The organism is Enterococcus sp. DIV0712 (assembly GCF_050554855.1).
GTDB classification, from domain to species: Bacteria; Bacillota; Bacilli; order Lactobacillales; family Enterococcaceae; genus Enterococcus; species Enterococcus faecalis.
Genome location: NZ_CP187333.1, coordinates 1,933,862 through 1,958,727 on the forward strand (window position 1 = coordinate 1,933,862; position 24,866 = coordinate 1,958,727).

27 protein-coding genes are annotated in these 24,866 nt (G+C 38.1%); 4 read left to right on the forward strand and 23 right to left on the reverse strand.

What is annotated here, in order from left to right:
• Nucleotides 1–60: 60 nt before the first annotated feature.
• Nucleotides 61–663: a YczE/YyaS/YitT family protein gene (locus tag IGL42_RS09265; protein WP_002389010.1), complete on the forward strand. Its 603-nt coding sequence runs from the start codon at nt 61–63 to the stop codon at nt 661–663.
• Between the two features lie 163 nt (nt 664–826).
• Here IGL42_RS09265 and sufB read toward each other — a convergent pair whose 3' ends face one another.
• From sufB to IGL42_RS09320, 11 genes are all read right to left on the reverse strand, one after another.
• On the reverse strand, nt 827–2,221 hold the full coding sequence (sufB, locus tag IGL42_RS09270; RefSeq protein ID WP_002356769.1) for a Fe-S cluster assembly protein SufB: 1,395 nt from the start codon (nt 2,219–2,221) through the stop codon (nt 827–829).
• 18 nt (nt 2,222–2,239) lie between these two features.
• Complete coding sequence (sufU, locus tag IGL42_RS09275; RefSeq protein ID WP_002411117.1) at nt 2,240–2,707, reverse strand: Fe-S cluster assembly sulfur transfer protein SufU; 468 nt, start codon at nt 2,705–2,707, stop codon at nt 2,240–2,242.
• Complete coding sequence (locus IGL42_RS09280; RefSeq protein WP_002400835.1) at nt 2,694–3,929, reverse strand: cysteine desulfurase; 1,236 nt, start codon at nt 3,927–3,929, stop codon at nt 2,694–2,696. Before IGL42_RS09280 ends, sufU begins: the two co-directional genes overlap by 14 nt.
• Entirely contained in the window at nt 3,926–5,212 is a 1,287-nt protein-coding gene (gene sufD, locus IGL42_RS09285) for a Fe-S cluster assembly protein SufD (protein WP_002364433.1), read from the reverse strand. Before sufD ends, IGL42_RS09280 begins: the two co-directional genes overlap by 4 nt.
• Before the next feature lie 14 nt (nt 5,213–5,226).
• Entirely contained in the window at nt 5,227–5,997 is a 771-nt protein-coding gene (gene sufC, locus IGL42_RS09290) for a Fe-S cluster assembly ATPase SufC (RefSeq protein ID WP_002356763.1), read from the reverse strand.
• Between the two features lie 369 nt (nt 5,998–6,366).
• Entirely contained in the window at nt 6,367–6,924 is a 558-nt protein-coding gene (frr, locus tag IGL42_RS09295) for a ribosome recycling factor (RefSeq protein WP_002356762.1), read from the reverse strand.
• A gap of 3 nt (nt 6,925–6,927) precedes the next feature.
• Nucleotides 6,928–7,650: a UMP kinase gene (gene pyrH, locus IGL42_RS09300; protein WP_002356761.1), complete on the reverse strand. Its 723-nt coding sequence runs from the start codon at nt 7,648–7,650 to the stop codon at nt 6,928–6,930.
• Nucleotides 7,651–7,910: 260 nt separating this feature from the next.
• Nucleotides 7,911–8,792 (reverse strand): translation elongation factor Ts, encoded by an 882-nt coding sequence (gene tsf, locus IGL42_RS09305; RefSeq protein WP_002356760.1) that lies wholly within the window; start codon nt 8,790–8,792, stop codon nt 7,911–7,913.
• 105 nt (nt 8,793–8,897) lie between these two features.
• Nucleotides 8,898–9,683: a 30S ribosomal protein S2 gene (gene rpsB, locus IGL42_RS09310; RefSeq protein WP_002356759.1), complete on the reverse strand. Its 786-nt coding sequence runs from the start codon at nt 9,681–9,683 to the stop codon at nt 8,898–8,900.
• Nucleotides 9,684–9,866: 183 nt separating this feature from the next.
• Nucleotides 9,867–10,304, reverse strand: coding sequence for a GNAT family N-acetyltransferase (locus tag IGL42_RS09315; RefSeq protein ID WP_010710612.1), 438 nt, complete (start codon nt 10,302–10,304; stop codon nt 9,867–9,869).
• A gap of 19 nt (nt 10,305–10,323) precedes the next feature.
• A complete protein-coding gene (locus IGL42_RS09320; protein ID WP_002356757.1) occupies nt 10,324–11,100 on the reverse strand; it encodes a TrmH family RNA methyltransferase in 777 nt (258 codons plus the stop codon).
• A 106-nt stretch (nt 11,101–11,206) separates the two neighbouring features.
• Here IGL42_RS09320 and IGL42_RS09325 point away from each other — a divergent pair, with 106 nt between their 5' ends.
• Entirely contained in the window at nt 11,207–11,482 is a 276-nt protein-coding gene (locus IGL42_RS09325; RefSeq protein WP_002356756.1) for an acylphosphatase, read from the forward strand.
• Nucleotides 11,483–11,648: 166 nt separating this feature from the next.
• A complete protein-coding gene (gene yidC / locus IGL42_RS09330; protein ID WP_002356755.1) occupies nt 11,649–12,581 on the forward strand; it encodes a membrane protein insertase YidC in 933 nt (310 codons plus the stop codon).
• 33 nt (nt 12,582–12,614) lie between these two features.
• Here the strand turns inward: yidC and IGL42_RS09335 are convergent, their stop codons facing one another.
• From IGL42_RS09335 to IGL42_RS09390, 12 genes are all read right to left on the reverse strand, one after another.
• The gene (locus tag IGL42_RS09335; RefSeq protein ID WP_002356753.1) at nt 12,615–12,806 is read right to left on the reverse strand and encodes a DNA-directed RNA polymerase subunit alpha C-terminal domain-containing protein; all 192 of its coding nucleotides are present in this window, start codon (nt 12,804–12,806) and stop codon (nt 12,615–12,617) included.
• 39 nt (nt 12,807–12,845) lie between these two features.
• The gene (gene glyS / locus IGL42_RS09340) at nt 12,846–14,930 is read right to left on the reverse strand and encodes a glycine--tRNA ligase subunit beta (RefSeq protein WP_002410790.1); all 2,085 of its coding nucleotides are present in this window, start codon (nt 14,928–14,930) and stop codon (nt 12,846–12,848) included.
• Between the two features lies 1 nt (nt 14,931).
• Nucleotides 14,932–15,840 carry a glycine--tRNA ligase subunit alpha gene (gene glyQ, locus IGL42_RS09345; RefSeq protein ID WP_002379669.1) on the reverse strand — a complete coding sequence of 303 codons (909 nt, stop codon included), beginning with the start codon at nt 15,838–15,840 and terminating at the stop codon, nt 14,932–14,934.
• 737 nt (nt 15,841–16,577) lie between these two features.
• Nucleotides 16,578–17,366, reverse strand: a complete 789-nt coding sequence (gene recO / locus IGL42_RS09350) for a DNA repair protein RecO (RefSeq protein ID WP_002359746.1) — start codon at nt 17,364–17,366, stop codon at nt 16,578–16,580.
• Between the two features lie 82 nt (nt 17,367–17,448).
• Nucleotides 17,449–18,351, reverse strand: coding sequence for a GTPase Era (era, locus tag IGL42_RS09355; protein WP_002359745.1), 903 nt, complete (start codon nt 18,349–18,351; stop codon nt 17,449–17,451).
• Nucleotides 18,352–18,364: 13 nt separating this feature from the next.
• A complete protein-coding gene (locus IGL42_RS09360; RefSeq protein WP_002382764.1) occupies nt 18,365–18,766 on the reverse strand; it encodes a diacylglycerol kinase family protein in 402 nt (133 codons plus the stop codon).
• Entirely contained in the window at nt 18,750–19,229 is a 480-nt protein-coding gene (ybeY, locus tag IGL42_RS09365) for an rRNA maturation RNase YbeY (RefSeq protein ID WP_002380585.1), read from the reverse strand. The genes IGL42_RS09360 and ybeY overlap by 17 nt, the downstream gene beginning before the upstream one ends.
• On the reverse strand, nt 19,229–21,427 hold the full coding sequence (locus IGL42_RS09370) for an HD family phosphohydrolase (protein ID WP_002356744.1): 2,199 nt from the start codon (nt 21,425–21,427) through the stop codon (nt 19,229–19,231). The genes ybeY and IGL42_RS09370 overlap by 1 nt, the downstream gene beginning before the upstream one ends.
• Before the next feature lie 28 nt (nt 21,428–21,455).
• Nucleotides 21,456–22,370, reverse strand: a complete 915-nt coding sequence (locus tag IGL42_RS09375) for a PhoH family protein (protein WP_369810298.1) — start codon at nt 22,368–22,370, stop codon at nt 21,456–21,458.
• A 242-nt stretch (nt 22,371–22,612) separates the two neighbouring features.
• Nucleotides 22,613–23,062 carry a GatB/YqeY domain-containing protein gene (locus tag IGL42_RS09380; RefSeq protein ID WP_002356741.1) on the reverse strand — a complete coding sequence of 150 codons (450 nt, stop codon included), beginning with the start codon at nt 23,060–23,062 and terminating at the stop codon, nt 22,613–22,615.
• 25 nt (nt 23,063–23,087) lie between these two features.
• Nucleotides 23,088–23,264, reverse strand: a complete 177-nt coding sequence (gene rpsU, locus IGL42_RS09385) for a 30S ribosomal protein S21 (RefSeq protein ID WP_002356740.1) — start codon at nt 23,262–23,264, stop codon at nt 23,088–23,090.
• A 165-nt stretch (nt 23,265–23,429) separates the two neighbouring features.
• Nucleotides 23,430–23,870 (reverse strand): Fur family transcriptional regulator, encoded by a 441-nt coding sequence (locus IGL42_RS09390; RefSeq protein WP_002394710.1) that lies wholly within the window; start codon nt 23,868–23,870, stop codon nt 23,430–23,432.
• A gap of 98 nt (nt 23,871–23,968) precedes the next feature.
• Between IGL42_RS09390 and IGL42_RS09395 the strand changes: the two genes are divergently transcribed.
• A complete protein-coding gene (locus tag IGL42_RS09395; RefSeq protein WP_002382760.1) occupies nt 23,969–24,826 on the forward strand; it encodes a pyruvate, water dikinase regulatory protein in 858 nt (285 codons plus the stop codon).
• Nucleotides 24,827–24,866: the final 40 nt, after the last annotated feature.

Below are 24,866 nucleotides of genomic sequence, written 5' to 3' on the forward strand. Positions count from 1 at the left end.
TATGAATTTTTGTTGCAGACTTTGTACTATCACACACAAAATCTATTCAGGAGGCTTACCATGAAACTAGTCAAAAATGTTCTTTTAATTTTAATTGGTTTAGTTATTATCGGGATTGGCGCATCCACTTTAAGAGTGGCAGGTTTAGGAGTTGATCCTTTCACTGCTATGAATATCGGACTTTCTTCGATGTTTGGTATGCAATTAGGCATTTTTCAAATTATTGTCAATGCGTTTATTTTATTCTATGTCTATTTAAAAAACAAAAAAGCCATTGGTCTAGGAACTATTTTAAATATGCTTTTAGTAGGAATTTTGATTCAACAGATTTCTACTTGGCTTCAACCTTACGCCAATAGTTTAGGAGGCTCAACAATTGGCAAACTACTTTCTTTATTCGTCGGAGTCCTGATTTTTACATTTGGCTGCGCCTTATACATGGCTACAGATCAAGGCGAGTCCCCCTATGATGCGATTGCGCCAACCATCTGTCAACAAATCAACAAACCTTATGCTTCTGTTCGAAAAGCACAAGATTTGTTGGTCCTATTAATTGGCTTTATTGCTGGTGGTCCAATTGGGATTGGTACAATTATTTGTGCATTTGGTGCTGGCCCACTCATTAGTTTCTGGAACAAGTTACTTCAACCTTTAGTAAAATAATTTTTTAACTAAAATATAAGAAAAAGCGATGACTCCATAGAGATTTTCTTCTCGAGTCATCGCTTTTTTATTTGTACTTTCTTTGAAGAAGCATGATTAGTGTGTTTCTTGTTTGGCTTTCCGTTGTTATTTTGGTTGATTATTTTGTTGGTAGAGTGAAAAACTAGCCGACAGAGCCTTCCATCTCATAACTAATCAACCGATTCAACTCAACCGCATATTCCATCGGTAATTCTTTCGTAAATGGTTCAACAAAGCCCATAACAATCATTTCTGTCGCTTCGGCTTCAGATAAGCCGCGACTCATTAGATAATATAATTGTTCTTCAGAAATTTTTGAAACTTTGGCTTCGTGTTCTAAGGAGACTTGGCTGTTATGGATTTCGTTAAACGGAATCGTATCTGATTTTGATTTTTCGTCCATGATAATCGTATCGCATTCGATGTGGGAAATCGATCCTGCGCTGTCTTTGCCAAAAGTAACTTGGCCACGGTAGTTAACTTCGCCGCCGTCTTTAGCAATTGATTTTGAAACAATTGAGCTAGAGGTATTCGGCGCATTGTGAATCATTTTGGCCCCAGTATCTTGGATTTGGTTAGCGCCAGCAAAGGCAATCGATAACATCGTGCCACGGGCACCTTTGCCATCTAAGTAAACGCTTGGGTATTTCATGGTTGTTTTAGCTCCTAGGTTCCCATCAATCCATTCGACAGTGGCACCTTCGTAAGCTTTAGCACGTTTGGTTACTAAGTTGTAGACGTTATCTGACCAGTTTTGAATAGTGGTATAACGACAATAGGCATCTTTTCTAGTGAAAATTTCTACGATGGCCGCATGCAAGCTGTTACTTGAATACGTGGGTGCCGTACAGCCTTCAACATAGTGAACGCTGGCCCCTTCATCGACAATAATCAAGGTCCGTTCAAATTGGCCGGTATTTTCAGCGTTGATTCGGAAATATGTTTGTAATGGTACATCAACTCGAACGCCTTTTGGTACATAAATAAAGGTTCCACCTGACCAAACAGCTGAGTTTAAAGCGGCCAGTTTATTATCTGTTGGCGGCACAAGTTTTGAAAAATACTCTTTGAATAGGTCAGGATATTCTTTTAAAGCAGAGTCAGTATCTGTAAAAATGATGCCTAATTTTTCAAATTCTTCTTTCATGTTGTGGTAAACAACTTCTGATTCATATTGAGCAGAAGCCCCAGCTAGATAAGCACGCTCAGCTTCGGGAATCCCAATTTTTTCAAAGGTTTCTTTGATTTTATCAGGTACATCATCCCAATCGCGTGCGGGTTTGTCACTCGGTTTTTGGTAATATTTAATTTTACTAAAGTCAATATCTGACAGGTCTGGACCCCATTCTTGCATGGGCATTTTATTGAATTGTTCTAACGATTTTAAACGGAAGTCAAGCATCCATTCTGGTTCGCCTTTCACGCGAGAAATTTCGCGAACGACGTCTTCTGTTAGGCCGTCTCCGGTACTAAAGACTGGTTCCACATCGTCGTGAAAGCCAAATTTATATTCTTCTAATTCAGGTACTGTACTCAATTCGTCGTCACCCTTTCTTTATTTTTCACAATGTAAATGACCGGCTTCGCCTTGGCCGTTATTAGCAACAGCCTGCTCTAAGGCTTTCCAAGCCAAGGTTGCACATTTGATCCGAGCTGGAAATTTAGCTACGCCGCTTAACATTGCTGCATCGCCTAATTTTTCATCTTCGGCCACTTCATTTCCTTGAACAAGTTGAGAGAAATCCTCTGCTAAGGCCGTTGCTTCGGCGATTGTTTTTCCTAAGACCGCATCAGTCATCATACTAGCACTTGCTGTACTGATTGAACAGCCACTTCCTTGAAAGGCGATATCTTTAATCACACCGTTTTCAATGGCCACATCCAGTTCAATCACATCTCCACAAGTAGGATTATTCAGTTCAATTGTTTGGCTAGACGCATCTAGCGTTCCGTGGTGATGTGGGTGGCTAGAATGGTCCAAAATGACTTGGCGATATAAGTTATCTAATTTAGAAAGTGCCATGCTGGAAAAACTCCTTTGTCGCTTTAATCGCTTCAACTAAGCGATCTGCGTCTTCTTTGGTATTGTATAAATAAAAACTTACCCGTGCGGTTGCTGGCACGCTCAAATAGTTTAATAGCGGTTGCGCGCAATGGTGACCCGCTCTGACAGCGACCCCTTCCATATCTAACGCTGTAGCCACATCATGTGGATGTAAACCTTCAATATTAAAAGCAATCACACCTGTGTGGTCTTTTGGATCCTGTGGACCATAAATCGTCAAGCCCTCGATAGCTTGCAACTTCGGCAAAACATAGTGAACAAGGGCTGCTTCATGTTGATGAATGGCCTCTAAACCAATTTCAGTTAAATAATCAATAGCGGCACCTAAGGCAATTGCCCCAGCAATATTAGGTGTGCCAGCTTCAAATTTCCATGGAAGCTCTTTCCAAGTACTTTCTTGAAGATGAACAAAGTCAATCATTTCGCCACCAAATTCCACAGGTTCCATTTGTTCCAATAAATGACGTTTGCCATAAAGGACACCAATTCCAGTTGGTCCACACATTTTGTGACCACTAAATGCATAAAAATCAGCATCGATGGCTTGAACGTCCACAGGCATATGAGGAACTGCTTGCGCGCCGTCTACCACCATCACAGCGCCATTTTGATGAGCTAATTGTGTTAATTCTTCGATTGGATTAATGACCCCTAACACATTTGAAACATGAGCAATCGAAACAATTTTCGTTTTTTCTGTAATTTGTTGACGTGCACTTGCCATGTCTAAAAAGCCGTCTTCAGTGACGTCTATATACTTCAAAATGGCTCCTGTACGTTTGGCTAATTGTTGCCAGGGAATAATGTTTGAATGATGTTCCATGTAAGATATGACGATTTCATCCCCGGCTGTAACTGCCAAGTCACCATAACTTTTGGCAATCCAATTCAAACTGGTTGTTGTTCCTCGTGTAAATAAAACTTCCGCTGTTTCTTTGGCATGGATAAATTGGCGAACCTTTTCGCGGGAGGCTTCATAGTCCTTTGTTGCTCGTTCGGCTAACGTGTGCACCCCACGATGAACATTGGCATTATCGGTTTCATAATAATGTCGTAAAACATCTAACACCGCCGTTGGTTTTTGGGTTGTCGCAGCATTGTCTAAATAAACTAGCGGTTCATCATTAACTTCTTGAAATAAAATAGGAAACGATTGACGAATGGTTGCTGCATCCATCATGCGTTTAACTTCCCTTCGATTACTTCTACAAATTCATTTTGTACTTCTTTAACTGGAATTGCTGTAATGACAGAACCTAGGAAGCCACGAATCACCAAACGTTCCGCTTCTTCTTTACGCAAGCCGCGGCTCATTAAATAATACATTTCTTCTGGATCTACTCGACCAACGCTGGCTGCGTGTCCGGCAGTCACTTCATTTTCATCAATTAAAAGAATTGGATTGGCATCACCACGAGCTTTATCAGACAGCATTAAAACACGACTTTCTTGCTGTGCGTCGGCTCCTTTTGCTCCTTTTAAAATGTGGCCAATTCCGTTAAACGTTAAAGTACCACGTTCACGAATAACTCCATGTTGTAAAATATGACCAATTGAATGTGGCGCTTTGTTTGTCACTCGTGTGTCGATGCCTTGTGTTTGTTTACCTGCACTAATTGCAACAACTTTAACTTCTGAATGAGCGCCTTCGCCAACTAAATCAGAATCAAAATCAGCAACAACATCGCCATCATTCATGACGCCTAGAGCCCAATCAACAGAGGCATCCCGCATAATATAGCCACGACGATTCATATAAGTCGTTACAGTTTGCCCTAATTGATCCACGGCTGAGTATTTAACTTTTGCGCCATCTTTCGCAATCACTTCCACAACGATATTTCCAGAAGCTTTCTCTGCGTGATGACCAGTTGATTGAAAACGTTCTAAATAACTGAATTCACTATGATTATCTGCAACGATTAAAACATGTTTAAAGAAAGGTTGGTTGCTATCTGAATCCTGAATAAACAAAGATTCAATGGGCTCTTCAATCACTACGTTTTTAGGAACGTATAAGAAAACGCCACTATTCATGAAAGCTGCATGAGCTGCTGTCAGCTTATCCTCTTCTGGTAATACGGCTTTAGTCATATAGTATTCTTTAACTAATTCTGGGTGCTCTTGTAAAGCAGTAAAAATGTCTGTAAAAATTACCCCTTGTTCCGCTAATGAGGCTGGCAATTGCTCAAAAGCATGAAAAGATCCTTGTTGAACAATTAAAGGATTGTCTTTCATTTGATCAAAACTTGCGACATTTCCTTCAGAAGGCACATAACTTTCCATGTGAACATTTAATAAAGGCCAACGATGAAATTTCACACGATCAATATGTGGTAACTCACTTTCGTCAGCGTTTCTTAAAGCCGTTGTTCGCAATTCAGTCATCCAAGCTGGTTCTTCATGTTCTAGTGAAAAAGCGGTGACTTCGTCAAGATAATCCATTAGATTTACTTTTTTCATTTATCTTGTCCTCCTTACGCTTCTTCTTTGTAATCAATACCTAATTCTTGGCTGATACCAGCATAGCCTTCTGTTTCTAAACGTTTTGCCAAATCAGCCCCACCGGTTTTCACAACGCGGCCTTCCATCATGATATGAACAACATCTGGCGTGATATAGTTCAATAAGCGTTGGTAATGGGTAATAATTAACGCACCAAAGTTCTCACCGCGCATTTCATTAACCCCTTTAGAAACTACTTTTAACGCATCAATATCTAAGCCTGAATCAATTTCATCTAAAATGGCAAACGTTGGCTCTAACATCAATAATTGTAAAATTTCATTTCGTTTTTTCTCGCCGCCAGAAAAACCTTCGTTTAAGTAACGCTCAGCCATTTCTTCAGGCATATTTAATAATTCCATTTTGCTATCTAATTTTTTTAAGAACTGCATGACTGACATTTTGTTGTCTTCGTCACGTTTTGCATTGATTGCTGCACGCATGAATTCAGCGTTGGTAATCCCTGGAATTTCACTTGGGTATTGCATTGCTAAGAATAAGCCTAAGCGAGCGCGTTCGTCTACTTCTAAATCTAAAACGTTGACGCCGTCAAATAGAATTTCTCCTTCTGTGACTTCATAGTTAGGATTTCCCATAATTGCTGCTGATAAAGTAGATTTACCAGTTCCATTAGGTCCCATAATTGCATGGATTTCTCCAGTATTAATTGTTAAATCGACTCCTTTTAGAATCTTTTTATCTTCAATTGATACGTGTAAATTTTTGATTTCTAACACAGACATGTACAATTCCCTCCAACTTGTTTTAATCGTTTTTCCGTTCTCACTCATTTTAGCCTAATTGAGAATGAATCGCAAATTACAATTGCTAAAAATAACAACTCTTATCATCAAATTTTAGGATTCAATTTGTGAAGGAAAATTTTAAAAGGCTGATATTTCAAAGTTTCTCTATATTTTTAAGTGATCCTCCCTACACAAAGAAAAAAATTCTGGTAGAATAAAAAAATTTATTCAAGAAAGCGTTTTCTTGGATAATTACTTTAGAATGACTTTCGCAAAGAGAGCGTTGAGATACGCCTTCATCATCTATACAAAAAAATCCAGAGCATTTGCTTCTCTGGATTCAATAATTTTTATTAGTGATTGGTTTTATACTTCTAAAAGTTCTTGTTCTTTTTCAGCAGTAATCGCATCGATATTTTTGATGCTATCATCTGTTAATTTTTGAACATCTTTTTCAAATGAACGTAATTCATCTTCAGTGATGTCGCCATTTTTTTGAGCTTTTTTCAACTCATCCATTGCATCACGACGAACGTTACGGACAGCAACTTTTGAGTTTTCCGCTTCTTTTTTCACGTCTTTGGCTAATTCTTTCCGACGTTCTTCCGTTAATTGTGGAATCACTAAACGGATGACATTTCCATCATTGGTTGGGCTAATGCCAATATCACTCATTTGAATAGCTTTTTCAATGTCAGCGATAGAATTTTTGTCAAACGGTGTAATCATTAATACACGTGCTTCTGGGATATTGATACTTGCTAATTGGTTAACTGGTGTTGGTGCACCATAATATTCTACTTGAATACGGTCTAATAGACTTGCGTTCGCACGACCAGCACGAATTTGACCTAATTCACGGCGTAAGCTTTCTTCCGCTTTTGTCATTTTTTCTTTGGCTGTTGCTAAAACTTCTTTAGACATTCTTTATTTCCCCCTTACAGTTGTTCCGATATTTTCACCAAGGATGGCACGACGGATATTTCCTGCTTCATTTAGGTTAAAGACAACTAAAGGAATATCGTTATCCATACTTAATGAGCTTGCTGTTGAATCCATTACTTGCAGCCCTTTAGAAATAACATCTAAATGTGTTAGTTCTTCAAATTTTGTCGCTGTTTCATCCACACGTGGATCTGCAGAATAAACACCATCAACATTGTTCTTCGCCATTAAGATGACGTCCGCATCTACTTCTGCAGCTCGTAACGCAGCCGTTGTATCTGTCGAGAAGTAAGGATTTCCTGTTCCTCCGGCAAAAATAACAACGCGGCCTTTTTCTAAATGACGTTCTGCACGACGACGAATGTATGGTTCTGCAATTTGACGCATTTCAATTGATGTTTGAACACGTGTAGGCACACCAAGATTTTCTAATGTATCTTGCAATGCTAAGGCATTCATCACAGTAGCTAACATGCCCATATAATCAGCTTGTGCACGTTCCATGCCCATTTGAGCACCAATTTGTCCACGCCAAATGTTTCCGCCGCCAACCACGATGGCCATTTCGATACCTAATTCATGGACCTCTTTAATTTCTTGGACGATTTCTTTAATGACTGGTGGTTTAATGCCAAAACCGTCTTCTCCGGCTAGCGCTTCTCCACTTAACTTTAATACGACACGTTGATACTTAGGTTTAACCATCATAATTCCCTCCAAGATTCTCTAAAAATCATTCAATTCCTCATTTAGATGACTTTTCACCAAAATGATTTTTTAGACCAAGCAGTGCGATCCACTGGTTTTGCCTAAAAAAAGGGAGCGCATATCAAAGTTATGCGTTCCCAAATGGCTGAAAGACTGCCTTGAATCAAGCAGTAATCAATTTATGCAGCTTCCTTTGGGGATCGCTGTCTGTTTAGATACTTATGATTCACGGCTTTTCAACCGAGCGTTTGATGCTCTTAGTTTTTCATTTGGCTCATTACTTCATCCGCAAAGTTATCTTCACGTTTTTCGATACCTTCGCCAACTTCAAAACGTACGAATGATTTCACTTCGCCGCCTTTAGAAGCAACAAATTTTTCGACAGTCATATCTGGATCTTTAACAAATGGTTGGTCAACCAAAGCGATTTCTGCTTTGAATTTTTGTAGACGACCAACAACCATTTTTTCAACGATATTTGCTGGTTTACCTTCGTTTAATGCTTGTTCAGTTAACACAGCTTTTTCGTGTTCTAATTCTTCTTGAGGAATTTGAGATTCGTTGACATAGCGAGGGTTGATTGCCGCGATGTGCATAGCAACATCTTTCGCTACTTCTTCGTCAGTTGTGCCATCGATAACTGTTAATACAGCAATACGGCCACCCATGTGTAAGTAAGCGCCAAATGCAGCATTGTCAGCTTTTTCGACAACTTCAAAACGACGGAAGCTGATTTTTTCACCGATAACAGTTGTTGCTTCGATTAAATCAGATTCGATTGTGCCTTTTTCAGTTTTAATAGCCATTGCTTCTTCCATCGTAGCTGGTTTGTTTTCAGCAACTTTAGTCGCAATGTCTTTAACTAAATCTTGGAACATTTCGTTTTTAGAAACGAAGTCAGTTTCTGAGTTTACTTCAACGATTGCTGCAACGTTACCCACAGTTGCTACGTTTGCTAAACCTTCAGCCGCAATGCGGTCATTTTTCTTCGCTGCTTTAGCCATACCATTTTCACGTAAAAAGTCTACGGCTTTTTCCATGTCGCCTTCTACTTTTACTAATGCTTTTTTAGCGTCCATCATTCCAACGCCAGTCATATCGCGTAATTCTTTTACCATTTTAGCTGTAACGTCTGCCATTATTTGTGTCCTCCTCGGATATTATCAATTCTTTTTAAAAAAGCTATCTCAAAGGAGAATCAGGCTTTTTGTCGCCTAGCCTTTGAGACAGCTCCGTAATCATTATTATTCAGCTGATTCGTTGTTTCCTTCAACAACATCAACGATTTCTTCGATTGAAGTTGCTTCTGGTGTTTCTTCAACGAATAACTCTTCAGTTGCTTGGTCTTCCCCTTGGTTACCTTCGATGAAAGCGTCAGCCATTTTAGCAGTGATTAATTTCACAGCGCGGATTGCATCATCATTTGAAGGGATTACAACATCGATCTCATCAGGATCACAGTTTGTATCAACCATTGCAACGATTGGAATGTTTAATTTGTGTGCTTCTTGAACAGCAATGCGTTCTTTACGTGGGTCAACGATGTACATTACATCTGGAATTCTTGGCATATCAGCGATACCACCTAAGAATTTTTCTAAACGTTCACGTTCTTTGTTTAAGCCAGCAACTTCTTTCTTAGGTAAAACTTCGAAAGTGCCGTCTTCTTCCATTGCATTGATTTTTTTCAAGCGAGCAATACGTTTTTGGATTGTATCCCAGTTAGTTAACGTACCACCTAACCAACGATGGTTTACATAGTATTGACCAGCGCGGATTGCTTCATCTTTGATTGCTTCTTGTGCTTGTTTTTTAGTTCCTACGAATAAAGCAACGCCGCCTTCTTCTGCAACGTTTTTCATGTAATCGTAAGCTGCATCTACTAATTTCACTGTTTTTTGTAAGTCAATGATGTAGATACCGTTTCTTTCTGTGAAGATATATTTCTTCATTTTTGGGTTCCAGCGACGAGTTTGGTGACCAAAGTGTACGCCGGCTTCTAGTAATTGTTTCATAGAAATTACTGCCATGTTGTGTTTCCTCCAGTTTGGTTTTTATTTTCCTCTTCTTTTCGTCAACTCCTTGAAGAACTACCGTAGTAGCACCACTTCGCAGATGGAAAAGAATGTGGATTTCGTGTGTGAAAATCACACCTTTAACAGTATAAGATATTTTCAGAAAAATAGCAAGCCTTAAAACTAGAAATGTCGCTCCTACTGCGCTTGCCAAACAAGATGACATTCTTCGTTTCCCGTTTCATCGATGGTTCGCTTTTGTTGGACAAAGCCTTGTTTTTGATAAAAGGCATAAGCTGCTTGATTTTTCCTGTAAACAGCCAAAGATAAGAGGTCCTGTTCTTCTTTTGCTACTTGAAGTAATTTCTGACCGATGCCCTTCCCTTGAAACGCTTTTTTTATAAAAATTCCTGCGATATAGTTATCCATTAAGCCTAAAAACCCAATTATCTGACCCTCTTCTTCCGCTAAGATCAGTGTTGCTTTTGGCAACGCAGCGCGGACAAATGCCTTATTTTCTTGCCAATAAGTTGGTGCGACAAATGGATGAGCTTCTAGATTCGTTTGCAGCCAAATAGTCATAATGGTTTCTAATTCTTTTTCTGTTAACTGGGTTGTCTTTTTGATAGTCAGCATTTTTTGACACTCGTTTCTGTTATTGATTATTTTCAAAATAAAACATTAACACACCCGCTGCGATAGCGACATTCAATGATTCTGCTTGACCTTTCATTGGAATATAAAGATTTTTCGTGGTTTCTGCTAACAATTCTGGCGAAACCCCGCTACCTTCATTGCCTAAAATCAACGCATAATTTTCCACTGCCTCTTGTTCATAATAAGCAATCGCAGCTTCATTTAGTTCTGTACCGAAAACTGGTAGACCTTGCTTCTTGAATGCCTGAACCACTTCAGTCAACTCTCGTTGGAGAACTGGTAAATGATAGTGGCTTCCCTGCATTGAGCGCAACACTTTTGTATTGTAAATATCTGCTGTGCCCTTACCTAAAATCACGCCTGCTAAACCCGCTGCATCAGCTGTGCGAATCATCGTACCAACATTACCAGGGTCTTGGATATTATCTAAAAGTAACCAACCACCTTTAAAAGAAAGCGACTGCTCTTGTTGCGTTTCCAAGGTGACAATTGCCAAAATTCCTTGTGAAGTTGGCAGCTCCGACAAGCTATTTAAAACCTCATCACTAACAAAAATTAATTTTTCTGTTTCTTGTTCAGCTAACCAAGTTCCCCATTCTTGTTGACCTCTTTGGTTAAACAAAATCCACTGGACATCGGCATTGGCCTTCACAGCTTCTTCAACTAAATGAAATCCTTCTATTATATATTGGTTCAGTTCTTCTCGGTACTTCTTTTTGTGTAATTTTTTCCATTCTTTTAATTGGTTATTTTTCGTTGATGTAATTTCTTTCATAAGTCACCTCGCCTTTGTATTATAGCATGCTTCTAGCTTGCTTGGATACTTGCTAGAACCAAGAAAAATCGCTATCATAAAGAAAAAAGCAAAGGAAGTGTCTCTCATGGAAAAACTAAGAATGAATGTACAAGGACGTGTCCAAGGTGTTGGCTTCCGCTACATGACAAAAATGGTGGCAGATCAATTAGGTGTCACTGGTTCGGTGAAGAACGAAGACGACGGGTCCGTTTCAATCACAGCAATTGCACCTGAAGACATAATGGAAACATTTATCAAAAAAATCAAAGATTCCCCCAGTCCAGCGGGACGTGTAACGTATGTTGATATTCAAGAAGACCCTTTGTTAGAAGAAACGGAACAATTTAAAGTGATTCAATAAACTTACTTTCTAACGATTGATTTCTTTGGGAAGAAGCCTTGAACAGCAAGTAGTTCCTGCTTTTTATTGATTTTTGTAAGAGCTTCTTTTCGATTTTGATTGAAAAAGAGCGCTGTTTCAAGTATAGTTAACCATGTAAAAATTTTTTAGAAAAGGACCGAATTACATGCGTAAATTAAACCGATGGCTTTACGGCTCTGGCTTACTATTTTTAGTAATGTTTTTATCAGGCTGTGTGAAAACAGGAGCAGATGGACAACCAACTGGTGAAGGTTTTGTCTATAACTTCCTTGTTTTACCGATGAGTAATGCAATTACTTATCTTGTCGATAACTTTAATTGGAACTATGGTTGGGCGATTATTTTTATCACCATTATTGTACGGATCATTATTTTACCGTTAGGCTTACATCAATCGAAAAAAAGCTTTATCCAAACGGAAAAAATGCAAGCAATCAAACCCCAAGTGGATGTTGCACAAGCAAAAATGAAACAAGCAAGTACGCGTGAAGAACAAATGGCCGCACAAGCAGAACTACAAAAGATTTATAAAGAAAACAATGTGAGTATGGTTGGCGGAATTGGTTGTTTGCCTTTATTAATTCAAATGCCTATTTTCTCTTCTCTGTTCTTTGCTGCTCGTTATACAAAAGGTATTGCCACGGCAAGCTTCTTAGGAATGAATTTAGGGCAACCAAATATGATTTTAGTGGCATTAGCTGGTTTAGCCTATTTAGCTCAAGGTTATATTTCAATGATTGGTATTCCTGAAGAACAAAAGAAAACAATGAAATCAATGCTGATTGTTTCACCATTAATGATTGTTTTCATGTCCTTTAGCTCACCTGCAGGCGTAGCGCTTTACTGGGTAGTTGGTGGTATTTTCACATGTATTCAATCTGCCATCACAAATATCCTCTTACGTCCAAGAATTAAAAAACAAGTACAAGAAGAATTGAAAAATAACCCACCAAAACAAGTGGTTACTCCTATCAAGGATGTGACACCAAAAGAAACAAACAAAGTAACGCAAAAAACGAACCAACCAAAAGCAAACGGCAATAAAGGTCGTAATGCTGGAAAACAAAAACGTAAATAAAAAAAGGATCGCCTCTAAACGGCGATCCTTTTTTTACTTCAATTCTTTCCCAGTCATCTCTTCAATAGTTCGAATAGACTTTGGACCAAAGCCATGCAACGAAAGTAACGCTTTTCGGCCTCGTGCGTAGAGTTCATCCACACTGTCGATTTTTTCATTCGTTAGCGCACGAACAGCTGGCTTTGATAATTGTGTTAAAATTTGTTCAAATGTTGTTTCTAGCATACTGTCTATTCCTCCTTAGCGGTCGAAAAACAGCGCTTTTTATTTCACAATTAATAAATCTAAGCTAGCAATTGATAACGCCATTTTAGCAATTTGCATTAATTGTTTTAATCGGTTTTGTTTGACTTTTTCATCCTCAACCATAACCATCGTTTCATTGAAGTACGCATCAATTAACGGACGTAGATTTACTAGTGCTTCATAGTTTTCTGCAATCGTGCGTGTCGCAAAAGCTTCAGATAAATCGTTAACTGCTTGATACAGTTCTTTTTCTGCCTTATTTTCAAACAGACTTGGATCAATCCCTTCTTCAGTATCACCTAAAAGTTCTTGACCTTTTTTCGCTAAATTAATAACACGCGTTAAGGCTTCCATTGATGGTTTAAAATCTTGATCTTCAAAACGGCTTTTTAAAATATTCGCTGAAGCAAATAATTTCGATAAATCGGCTTGCTCAGCAGACACCACTGCATCGATAATGTCATGGCGAACATTTTTCGTCATTAATAATTGACGTAAGCGAGCTTTCACAAATTCAACGACTTCTGCTTGTCCTTCGTTTAGTAAAACGCCATATTTCTCAACATCTTGATTCACTGCTTCATCAACTTCTGTTTGTAATTGAACTAATGGGAAGGTCCAGCCTTTATCTTCAATAATTCGGATAACGCCATAGGTTTGACGACGAAGTGCATAAGGATCGTTAGAACCTGTTGGAATCATACCAACTGAGAAGAATGAAAAGACGCTGTCAAGCTTATCGGCTAAGGCTAAAACAGCCCCGATTGCTGTTTCTGGCAATTCACCTTCACTGGAAGTTGGTAAATAATGTTCTCGAATCGCCGTTGCTACGGCTGGTTTTTCGCCTTGTAATAAGGCATATTTTTCTCCCATAATTCCTTGTAATTCTGGGAATTCACCAACCATATTTGTTACTAAGTCAAATTTATAAATTTCAGAGGCACGTTTTAAATCTTCCAATTCATCCTCAGATAAGCCAACTTTTCGACCAATGATTTGTGCAATTAAAGCAACCCGTTGCATTTTTTCATAAATTGAGCCAATCTTTTCATGGAAAGTCACATTTTTTAGTTTTTCAACACATGCTTCAATCGTTAATTTTTTATCTTCATTGTAAAAGAATTCTGCATCTTCTAAACGAGCAATTAACACTTTTTCATTTCCTTTAATCACGTTTTCAAGGTGAACATTATCCCCATTACGAACAGCGATAAAATGCGGCATTAATAAGCCTTGGTCGTTACGAACTTCAAAGTAACGTTGGTGTTCTTTCATAGAAGTCACTAATACTTCATCTGGAACAGATAAATATTTTTCATCAAAACTACCTACAAATGCAGTTGGATATTCCACTAAATTCGTAACTTCTTCCAATAATTCTTCATCTAAAGCTAACTGCCAATTTTTTTCTGCAGCGAGAGCGTTCGCTTGATCAACAATCATTTGTTTCCGTTCATTCGGTTGAACCACTACAAATTGTTCTTTTAATTTTACTTCATATTCATTAGCATGTTGGAACGTCACATCGTCTCCCAAGAAACGGTGGCCACGAGAAGTTTGCCCTGTTGTCACGTCTAACACTTTGAAAGGAATTACTTCATCATCAAGTAGTGCCACAATCCAATGAATTGGACGAATATATTCGAAATCATAGTTTGCCCAGTGCATTGTTACCGGGAAAGTTAGACTTGTAATCACGTCATTTAATTTTGTTAATACTTCTTTGGCACTTTGGCCTTTGGTAAACTTCGTCACATAGACATATTCGACACCATTTAATTCTTTGAAAACAATGTCCTCAGTTGTAACTCCTTGGCCGCGTACAAAACCTTGTGCAGCTTTTGACCAATTTCCTTCAGCATCTAAAGCAATTTTTTTCGCTGGACCTTTTACTTCTTCTTCAACATCCGCTTGTTTTTCAGGAATCGCAGTTACTTTCACGGCTAAGCGACGAGGTGTGGCAAAGGATTGCACTGTTTCATAGTCTAAATGATGTTCATCTAAAAATTTGATTACTTTTTCTTCAAGTTGGATACGGCTTGGTGTGACAACATGTGCGGGCATTTCTTCTAAGCCAATTTCTAATAATAAATCTTTTGCCATGTTATTCTGCCTCCTTGGATACACTTTGATCTTTATTTAATAATGGGAACCCTAATTTTTCACGTTCAGCCACAAAAATTTTCGCTACGGAACGAGCCATATTCCGAATGCGGGCTAAATATCCTGCACGTTCCGTTACAGAGACAGCGCCGCGAGCATCCAATAAATTGAATGTATGGCTACATTTTAAAATATAATCATAGGCTGGGTGAACTAAGCTTTCTTCAATACAGCGTTTAGCTTCTTTTTCAAATTTGTCAAAGTTTTCTAAAAGCATTTCTTGGTTACTAATTTCAAAGGAATATTTTGAATGTTCATATTCAGGTTGCACAAAAATTTCACCATATTTAACGCCTTGTGTCCATTCTAAATCATAGACACTTTCGACTTCTTGGATATATGATGCCAAGCGTTCTAACCCGTAAGTAATTTCAGAAGTGACAGGATGACATTGTAAGCCGCCGACTTGTTGGAAATACGTAAATTGGGTAATTTCCATGCCATCTAACCAAACTTCCCAACCTAAACCAGCACAACCCATTGAGGGATTTTCCCAGTTATCTTCTACAAAACGAATGTCATGTTCTAATGGATCAATTCCTAATAATTTCAAACTTTCTAGATAAAGTTCTTGGATATTTTCAGGAGAAGGCTTCATTACAACTTGGAATTGATGATGTTGGTATAGACGGTTTGGATTTTCACCATAGCGTCCATCAGCTGGACGACGAGAAGGTTCTACGTAGGCAGCATTCCATGGTTCAGGTCCAATGGCACGTAAAAACGTGTAAGGACTCATGGTGCCGGCTCCCTTTTCTGTATCATAGGCTTGCATTAACATACAGCCATTAGATGACCAAAATTTTTGCAAGGTTAAAATCATTTCTTGTACGGTTAACTTGTTTTTCATTGTTTTCCTCCTTGGAATATTTTTTATAGACATAGGGATTGGCTTTGCTTCGGGAATGTAAATTTAAAAAGGGCTACAGAGAAACAATTTTGTAGAATGGGATAATTTTTATGCTGTTATAACGTTCCACATCTACTCCATGTTTTTGGCTAAGCAGTTTGTTTTAACACAGAGGTTACAACGTTCCTTTCAGTCACCTTGTACTGTTCATCATCTACTCTGTCGCTTTTGCGCCAATTGAGCTTTTTTGAATAAACGTTACTATTTTTTCTTTTGGTGTTAACTGTTTGCTTTTTTTTATTCGGTTACAACGTTCCCTTTGGTCACCTTGTACTGTGAATCATCTACTCCATGTTTTTGGCTAAGCAGTTTGTTTTAACACAGAGGAGACAACGTTCCCTTTGGTCACCTTGTGCTGTTCCACATCTGCTCTGACACTTTGTGTCAGTCGCAGTGAGGAACATGCAAAAAGTCCCCATGCCTATTAATAGACATAGGGACGAATAATTATCGCGGTTCCACCCTACTTCCGATGTGTTCATCGGCAGCTTCGTTTGTCGTACTCCAAAGTGCCTTTCAAAAGTTCCGTGCTTCTGGCTCCCACTCTCCCAGATTCGCTTAACAGAGGGTTCTTTTTACTTCTCTTTTTCTTCGTACGTATTTAACTTCTCTATCATAATACGGTGTCTGAGGGAAGTTGTCAAATTTTTTTTAGAAAAACGTCTGCTTGTTTACGTTTATTTTTCTTCCTTCTTTCGTGGTGGAATTTTTAACGTATTTTCCCACGTTTTCATTTGATCAATAAATTTTTTGCTTTTTAAGTGCAAACCAACATATTCATCGTATAACATATCAATCGTTTCTCGAATACTCTTCTTAGTTTCTTCTTTTACTTGAATGTTTTGGACTTTTTCATAGGAGACTTGCGAAAATAAGCGAATAAAATGAATTGCTCTAGGATCTGCATGGTAGCGCTGTTCATCTAAATGCCAATGTTTTTCACAAAGCACACCGCTATACTTTGAAGAGTAGTCAAATTTCCCTTGTGTTTCGCCACAAGCCACACAATGATGCCATTCTGGTCGTACACCAAACCGTTCTAACAATTGAATTTCAAAAATATTTGTAATGATTTCCGGATCTTTTTGCTCATTTAAAGCGGATAATGCCATGTGGGTAAATTGAAATAAGTTCGGATCATAGTGCTGATCTTCAATTGCTGCATCGACTAAGTTTAAAATATATGTTCCATATGCGTTAATAAATATGTCTTGTTGAATGTTTCGAAAAGGTTGAACTTCTTTGCTGCTATTGAGAAAAGATAAGCCTTCTTCTCTAAAATTTCCGATGTAGACGGCTTCTGTAAATGGCAGAATCGCTGGCAAAAGAGGATTATTTTTTCGATGCGCGCCTTTCACAAAAAACATCAATTTTCCATAGGATTCTGTAAAAATTTTGACGAGTTTATCCTTCTCTTTAAAATCCTTCGTAAATAAAATAATGCCTTTGGTCTCCCCTAATGCCATTCAATTCACTTCCATTTCTTATGTAAATTAGTGTAGTGTTTGGAAAGTTCGTTTATACACTCACTTCCCAAACACTACTTTCTTAATATTCTTCTTTGCGATAACCAAAATCTTGTAAATAGATTTTTTTGTCACGCCAGTCTTTTTGGACTTTTACCCACAGCTCCAAATACACTTTGTCATCTAATAAATATTCAATATCTTGACGCGCCTTGGTACCAATTTGTTTCAGCATTTTTCCGCCTTTGCCAATAATGATACCTTTTTGACTGTCCCGTTCCACAATAATGGTTGCTTGGACATGGACTTTATCGTTTTCATCCCGTTTCATTGAGTCCACAACGACAGCGACAGAATGAGGAATCTCATCTCTTGTTAAAAGTAACACTTTTTCACGAATTAATTCAGAAACGATAAAATATTCTGGATGATCCGTAATTTGGTCATCAGGGAAATACTGTGGTCCTTCTGGCATTTGCTCAACGAGAACATCCATTAAATGCTCAAAATTATTTCCTTCAGTGGCAGAAATGGGAATAATTTCTTTAAAGTCCATTTGTTTCGAATAGTCTTCAATAATACTCAATAAATCATCTGGATGGACTTTGTCAATTTTATTAATAATCAAGTAGACTGGACTATTATTATTTTTCAATCGTTCAATAATAAAGTCGTCACCTTTCCCGCGTTTTTGATCAGCACTTACCATAAATAAAGTAGCATCTACTTCACGCATCGCATTGTAGGCACTTTCCACCATGAAATCGCCTAAGCGGTGTTTAGGTTTGTGAATCCCTGGAGTATCGATAAAAACAATTTGTGCTTCAGGAATTGTATAAATTCCTTGAATCTTATTACGAGTTGTTTGTGCTTTGTCACTCATAATTGCAATTTTTTGGCCGACAATTCGATTTAACAATGTTGATTTTCCAACATTTGGTCTGCCGACAATGGCTACGAAACCAGATTTATGTTCAGTTGTCATTGTATTTCTCCTCTTATTTCCACATTTGAATGATTTGTAAAATTTTTGGTACAAATAGAATTAGTCCTACTAGCACTGCGAAACCGGCTGTTAATAAAACAGCTCCTGCGGCCATGTCTTTAACTTTTTTTCCGATTGGATGAAAGTGAAAATCCGTAAACATATCTACGACATTTTCAAAAATTGTGTTGATAATTTCTGCCAACCAGACAAGAAAAACAGCCAATAACAACCACAGCCATTCAGCAAGTGTTAAGGAAAACAAGAAACCAAACACAATGGCCGTGACACCAAACGCCACATGTTTGCGCATATTACGTTCTTCTCGAAAAACTGTTTTGATTCCTTGCCAGGCAAATTCTAATGAATTAATAAAATGTTTATTCTTTCCTGTTTGCTCATCTTTTAAGGCCATACGCATCTAAAATCTCTTTCTGTAAACCAAACATTTCTTTTTCATCTTCAGGTTCCATATGATCGTACCCATTCAAATGTAAAAAGCCATGTACTGCCAAAAAGCCCATTTCTCGCTCCAATGTGTGCCCATATTCAACTGCTTGTTCTGCTGCTCGCTCTGTTGAAATAATTAAATCACCTAGATTACGTGGTAACTCTGCCAACTCTTCATCATCAAAAATAATTGGCAATTCGTTTTCCCCTTCATCCTCTAAAGCAAAACTGATGACATCTGTAGGCATATCTTTGCCCCGATAGTCACGATTAATCACTTGGATACCTGCGTTATCTGTAAAAGTCACCGACATCTCCGTATCTTCGGCAATTTCTAGAAAACCCGCTGCAAATTGCAGCAAGTTTTCGATTTCTTTGATTTCTTCTGTTGGTACTTTCTCGGTTTCATCAATGAAAGTAATATCCATTAGTCATCTCTCTTTTCTTGTTCATCTTTCATTTCTTCTGCTTCAGCTTTCATTTTTGGATACTTAATCCGTGAATGGAAGGTACTGCACAATCCATTAATTAATGATTTTTCAATGATGCGAATCTCTTTCATCGTTAACCCGCATTCATCTAATTGGCCATCTGAAATTCTATCTTGAATCACATTATGCACAAAGGCTTGAATTTTTTCGTTGGTGGGATGATCCATCGCCCGCACAGCAGCCTCACAGGTATCAGCAATACTCACAATCCCTGCTTCTCGTGTTTGTGGACGTGGCCCAGGATAACGGAAGTCTGATTCTTTAATTTCAGGATTGCGTTCTTTTGCTTTCACATAGAAAAATTTCATCAATGTTGTGCCATGATGTTGGCGACAAATGTCAATCACCATTTGCGGCATATTGTACTCTTCTAAAATTTTGGCGCCATCAATTACGTGGCCAAAAATAATTTGTTTACTATCTTCTGGTAATAAAAAGTTATGTGGATTTTCTGCACCAGCAGGTAAGTTTTCCACAAAGAAATTGGCGTGTTTAATTTTACCAATGTCATGGTAATAACAAGCAACTCGTGTTAATAGCGACCGCCCGCCAATCTCAGCAACAGCGTTAGCGCTCAAACTAGCCACCATCATGCTATGATGATAGGTACCTGGCGCTTCTTCTAACAGTTGTTTTAACAACGGATGGTTCGGATTACTTAATTCATTCAAGACAATCATACTATCATCGGTCACTAATAATTCGATATATGGATGCAAGCCCATTGTTGCTAAAAATGAAAGTACCGTTCCTGCACTTGCACAAATTAAAGCTGTCCACGTTTTACCATCTGTTAAACTCATCCCTTGATAAATCATTAAGACAACCGCCATGAAAACAGGAAAGACCACTACCCACATTAAAGCTGGGAAAACTTGCTCACTCATCCGTTTCCGTTTAACAACTGTTGCTAGAAATCCTGAGAATAAGTACATAATCAGAATAACCGTCAACGAGTTTGTGCCAATAGAATTATAAAAGATAAATAACGCAAAAACGACTTGGAAAATGGCAGCGATTATCCCTGAACGACGATTCACAAAATGATTTAGAATTAGCGGTGCAAAGGCTGCTGGATAGAACAAGGGAATATACATCAACTGCTCTGTTTGGAAAATCTGGAAGAATTTCATTAAAATAACACTGATTAGCATAGCACCCGTGTAAAAGATAATAAACGAGCGTTGTCGCGAAGGCTCAGTCACTTGTTTTGTAAAGAAAATCAACACTTCAACTTGAAGTAAAATAGCTAATGCTAATGCCACCATCGGAAAAATAGAGGTATTTTGACTAGTCATTCCTAGTAGCTCAAGTTTTTCGACCGCTTTTGCATCAATTTGAGTACCTTCACGAACAATAATTTCGCCTTGATAAATCATTGCGGGTTGAACAGCATTCATCGCTTTTTGGCGTAGCTCTTCTGTTCGTTTTTCATTGGCAATATCGTTTACCACAATCCCTTGGTTAACAATGTAACGAATGACTTGTTGCATGGTACTCGTAATGTCTAAGTATTGAATTTTACCGTTAGCTTCTTGGCGAATTTTATCCAAATCAGATTCTCGAACGTGATTTTGCATCGCATCATCCACCAACATCAAACTTTCTGAACGAACCTTATCTAATTGCTCAGAGGTTAATGTAAAGATTGTTTGATAAAAAACATTAGGAAAACTTTGATAAAACGTAACTTCATCTTGCGGTAAAGATTCAAACAATGATTTTAAGCTAGCTACTCGTTCTTCCACGGTCGGCGCAGGAATCGTTTCTTCCTTTTTGGCCTTCGCTTGCTTGTTGCTGTACTCTTTGTCTACTTTTTCATTCGCAGAATCAATCAATTTAAATAATTTATCAATACGATTATGTTGGACAGATGCCGTATCTTCTTGATAAATATATTCGGGTGTGACAGCTTCTGCTGCCAATTTTTTTCTTTGTTCTGTTTCGTAGGTATTCTCGATATTTTTATTTGCACGAATGGTTTTCTCGGCCAGTTGACCTTCTTTAATTTCTACTCTTTTCTGATGGACACTGCCAAACATAATCATAAATAAAAGAAGAGAAAAAACGGCTAATAAAATAGGTAAATAGGCTTTACCTAAACGATCCCCTAACTTTGTAAGTACTTTTTTCAAAAGGTACTTTCACTCCTTCCCTAACTGCTTAGGAATGCTTTTGTTGTTCTTTTTCATAGGCTTGAATAATTTGTGCTACAACAGGATGACGCACAACGTCACTGGCTTCAAAATTTACAAAGGCAATTTTTTCAATGTCTTTTAACGTACGCTCGGCGTTAACTAAACCACTTGTTACACCACGTGGCAAGTCAATCTGACTAGTATCTCCATTAACAATCATTTTTGAACTAAACCCTAAACGAGTTAAAAACATTTTCATTTGGGCAACCGTGGTATTTTGTGCTTCATCTAGAATGACAAAAGCATCATCCAATGTACGACCACGCATATAAGCAAGCGGGGCAATTTCAATAACGCCGCGTTCCATTAAACGATTTGTATGATCCATGCCAAAAATTTGATACAAGGCATCGTAAACTGGACGTAAATAAGGATCGACTTTTTCTTTTAAGTCACCTGGTAAAAAGCCCAAGCTTTCGCCAGCTTCCACCGCTGGACGAGTTAAAATAATTTTTTGTACTTCGCCTTTTTTTAAGGCTGCTACTGCCATCACCACGGCTAAAAAGGTTTTTCCTGTCCCCGCAGGTCCCACCCCGAAAATGACGTCATGAGTTTTAACTGCATCGATATATTTTTTTTGACCAACATTCTTAATTCGGATGGCCCGACCATGATGGTCCTTCATAATTTCTTCTTCATACATGGCAATAAACGCCTCTAAATTTCCAGCTTTGGCCATTTTTAAAGCAGAAACGACATCTGGCGTATGCACTTTGATGCCTCGTTGAATTAATGTTTGTAGCGCTCTTAACACGGAAGCGACTAACTCTACCTCTGATGATTCGCCAATTAACTGAATAACTTCGCCACGACTATTAATCGTTACGTGGGTATTCTCTTCTAAAAATTTGATATGTTTATCATGTGTTCCTAAAAGCATGTGTGCATCATCAGAATCAGTAAGTATTAATTCCAAAGATTTTGACTGATTATCTGTCAAAAAACGTCCATCTCCTTTATTATATAGTCCTTTACAATGATACCACATTCTTATCTGTTTAAAAAGAAGTCGTACCTGATTTGACTTTGAAAGTCAAAAAAGAGAAAACCGTAAAAAGCTACCGGTTTTCTCTTTGCATAAAAAAACTAGGACAGTATCCTGTCCTAGTTTCGATAACGCTCTTAGTTTTCTTGTAATAATTCTTTCACAATTGCGTTAACTTGGTTGCCATCGGCTTTGCCTTTGACTTTCGGCATCATAGCGCCCATCACTTTACCAAAATCTTTTGGTGAAGTGGCGCCAGTTTGCGTCATTACCTCTTGAACTAGTTGACGAATTTCTTCCTCCGTTAGTTGTTGAGGCATATATTTTTCAACAATTGCTATTTCAACTTTTACTTTTTCAACAAGATCGTCGCGTCCCGCCTTTTCAAACTCTGATAAAGAATCTTTTCTCTGTTTCATCTCACGAGACAATACAGTGAGTTCTTCTTCTCCGTTCAATTCACGGCCCGCTTTAATCTGATCATTTTGAATGGCAGTCTTTAACATACGAAGTACGGCTAAAGTTTCTTTGTCTTTAGCTTTCATCGCTGTTTTAATGTCGTCATTCAATGTGGTTAGCAATGACATACCACCAACTCCAATTCATTCAAAACTAGAATTTTTTACGTTTTCTAGCTGCTTCAGATTTTTTCTTACGCTTTACACTTGGTTTTTCGTAGAATTCACGTTTACGTGATTCTTGTAAAGTACCCGCTTTTGAAACGGAACGTTTGAAGCGACGAAGAGCATCATCAAGAGATTCGTTTTTACGAACGACTGTTTTTGACATGTTATTCCCTCCCTCCGAGCTTAAAAAGTAACCGTTTTTCTTATTTGTGGGAAAAACCCACAAATTAAAATACTGTCCTTGTTATATTATAGCTAAAGCATAAATAACCGTCAACCACTCTACTGATAAAATACGAAATTTTTGTTTGATTTTTCGTCTTATTCGCTATTTTTCGCAACAATCGGCACAACGACCAAGGATTTCAAAGCGATGTCCTTCAATTGAACAACCTTTTAACTGTTCTTCAAAAAAATTCATCGGACACATGTGAATTTCTTCCGTTTTGCCACAAACCGTACAAATAAAGTGATGATGATGTTCCACCTCTTGGCAACAACGGAAGCGAAACTTTTGCTCGCCATTTAATTCTGTTTTTTCCAGTAATTCTAAGCGCTCAAAGTCATGCAAGTTACGATAAACCGTATCATAACTGACTCCTTTAAAGGTTTCATTCATAAATTCATACACTTCACGTGCAGAAACATACCGATTTCGCTTAATCAAATAGCTCATCAGTAATTCTCGTTTTTTAGTATATTTTAATCCACTGGCTTTCATGGTTTCTAAGGCTTGTTCAATATTGGTTTTTACTGGTGCCATCACCATTTCCTCCCTCACCAACCTAAATCAGAATCATTACGAAATAGATTCTGGACTTATGGTATAATAAAATTATTAAAAATGCAAGAAAGGACTTACCCTCTATGACTATTTCTGAAGAAAAAAAATGTGTGACGATTTTTGTCATCTCAGATTCTGCTGGCGAGACCGCTTCAAAATTGGCGGCTGCTTCAATGGCCCAGTACCCCACTGTTGATTTTACTTTGATTAGACGAACATTCGTTAAAGACGAAGATAAACTGGTGCAAGCGTTAGAAGATGCCAAAAAAGCAGAGGCCATGGTACTGCATACTATCATTAATGATCATCTCGTGGCGATTGCTAATCAATTTTTCAATGAGCATCAATTGTTCCATTTTGACATTTTGACACCACCTGTTGCGGAAATCGAACGATTAACAGGTGTCGCACCTATGCGGGAACCAGGTGCCTTACATCATCTGAATGAAAATTATTTTAAACGAATTGAAGCAATGGAATTTGCTGTCAAATATGACGATGGCAAGGACCCACGAGGCTTTTTAGAAGCGGATGTGTTACTTCTTGGTGTTTCCCGAACTTCTAAAACACCGCTAAGTCTCTTTTTAGCCAACAAGAACTTAAAAGTTGCTAATTTGCCACTAATTCCTGAAGCACATTTACCGAAACAATTATTCGAAATGGACCCTAAAAAAATTGTTGGCTTAACCAACGATCCCAATGTTTTAAACGGGATTCGTAAAGAACGAATGCGCGCATATGGATTGCCTGAAAATACTTCTTATTCAGATATTGAAAAAATTCGGCGAGAACTGGCTTTTGCTAATGATCTTTATCAAAAATTAGGTTGTATCGTTATTGATGTCGCTTCTCTTTCAATTGAAGAAACTGCCTCAATGATTCTTAATGCTTTGAACTTAGAAGATCATAGTTATTATTCCACGGAAACATCCGAGGATTAAAAAAAACGAGAAAAAATCACTAGTGATTTTTTCTCGTTTT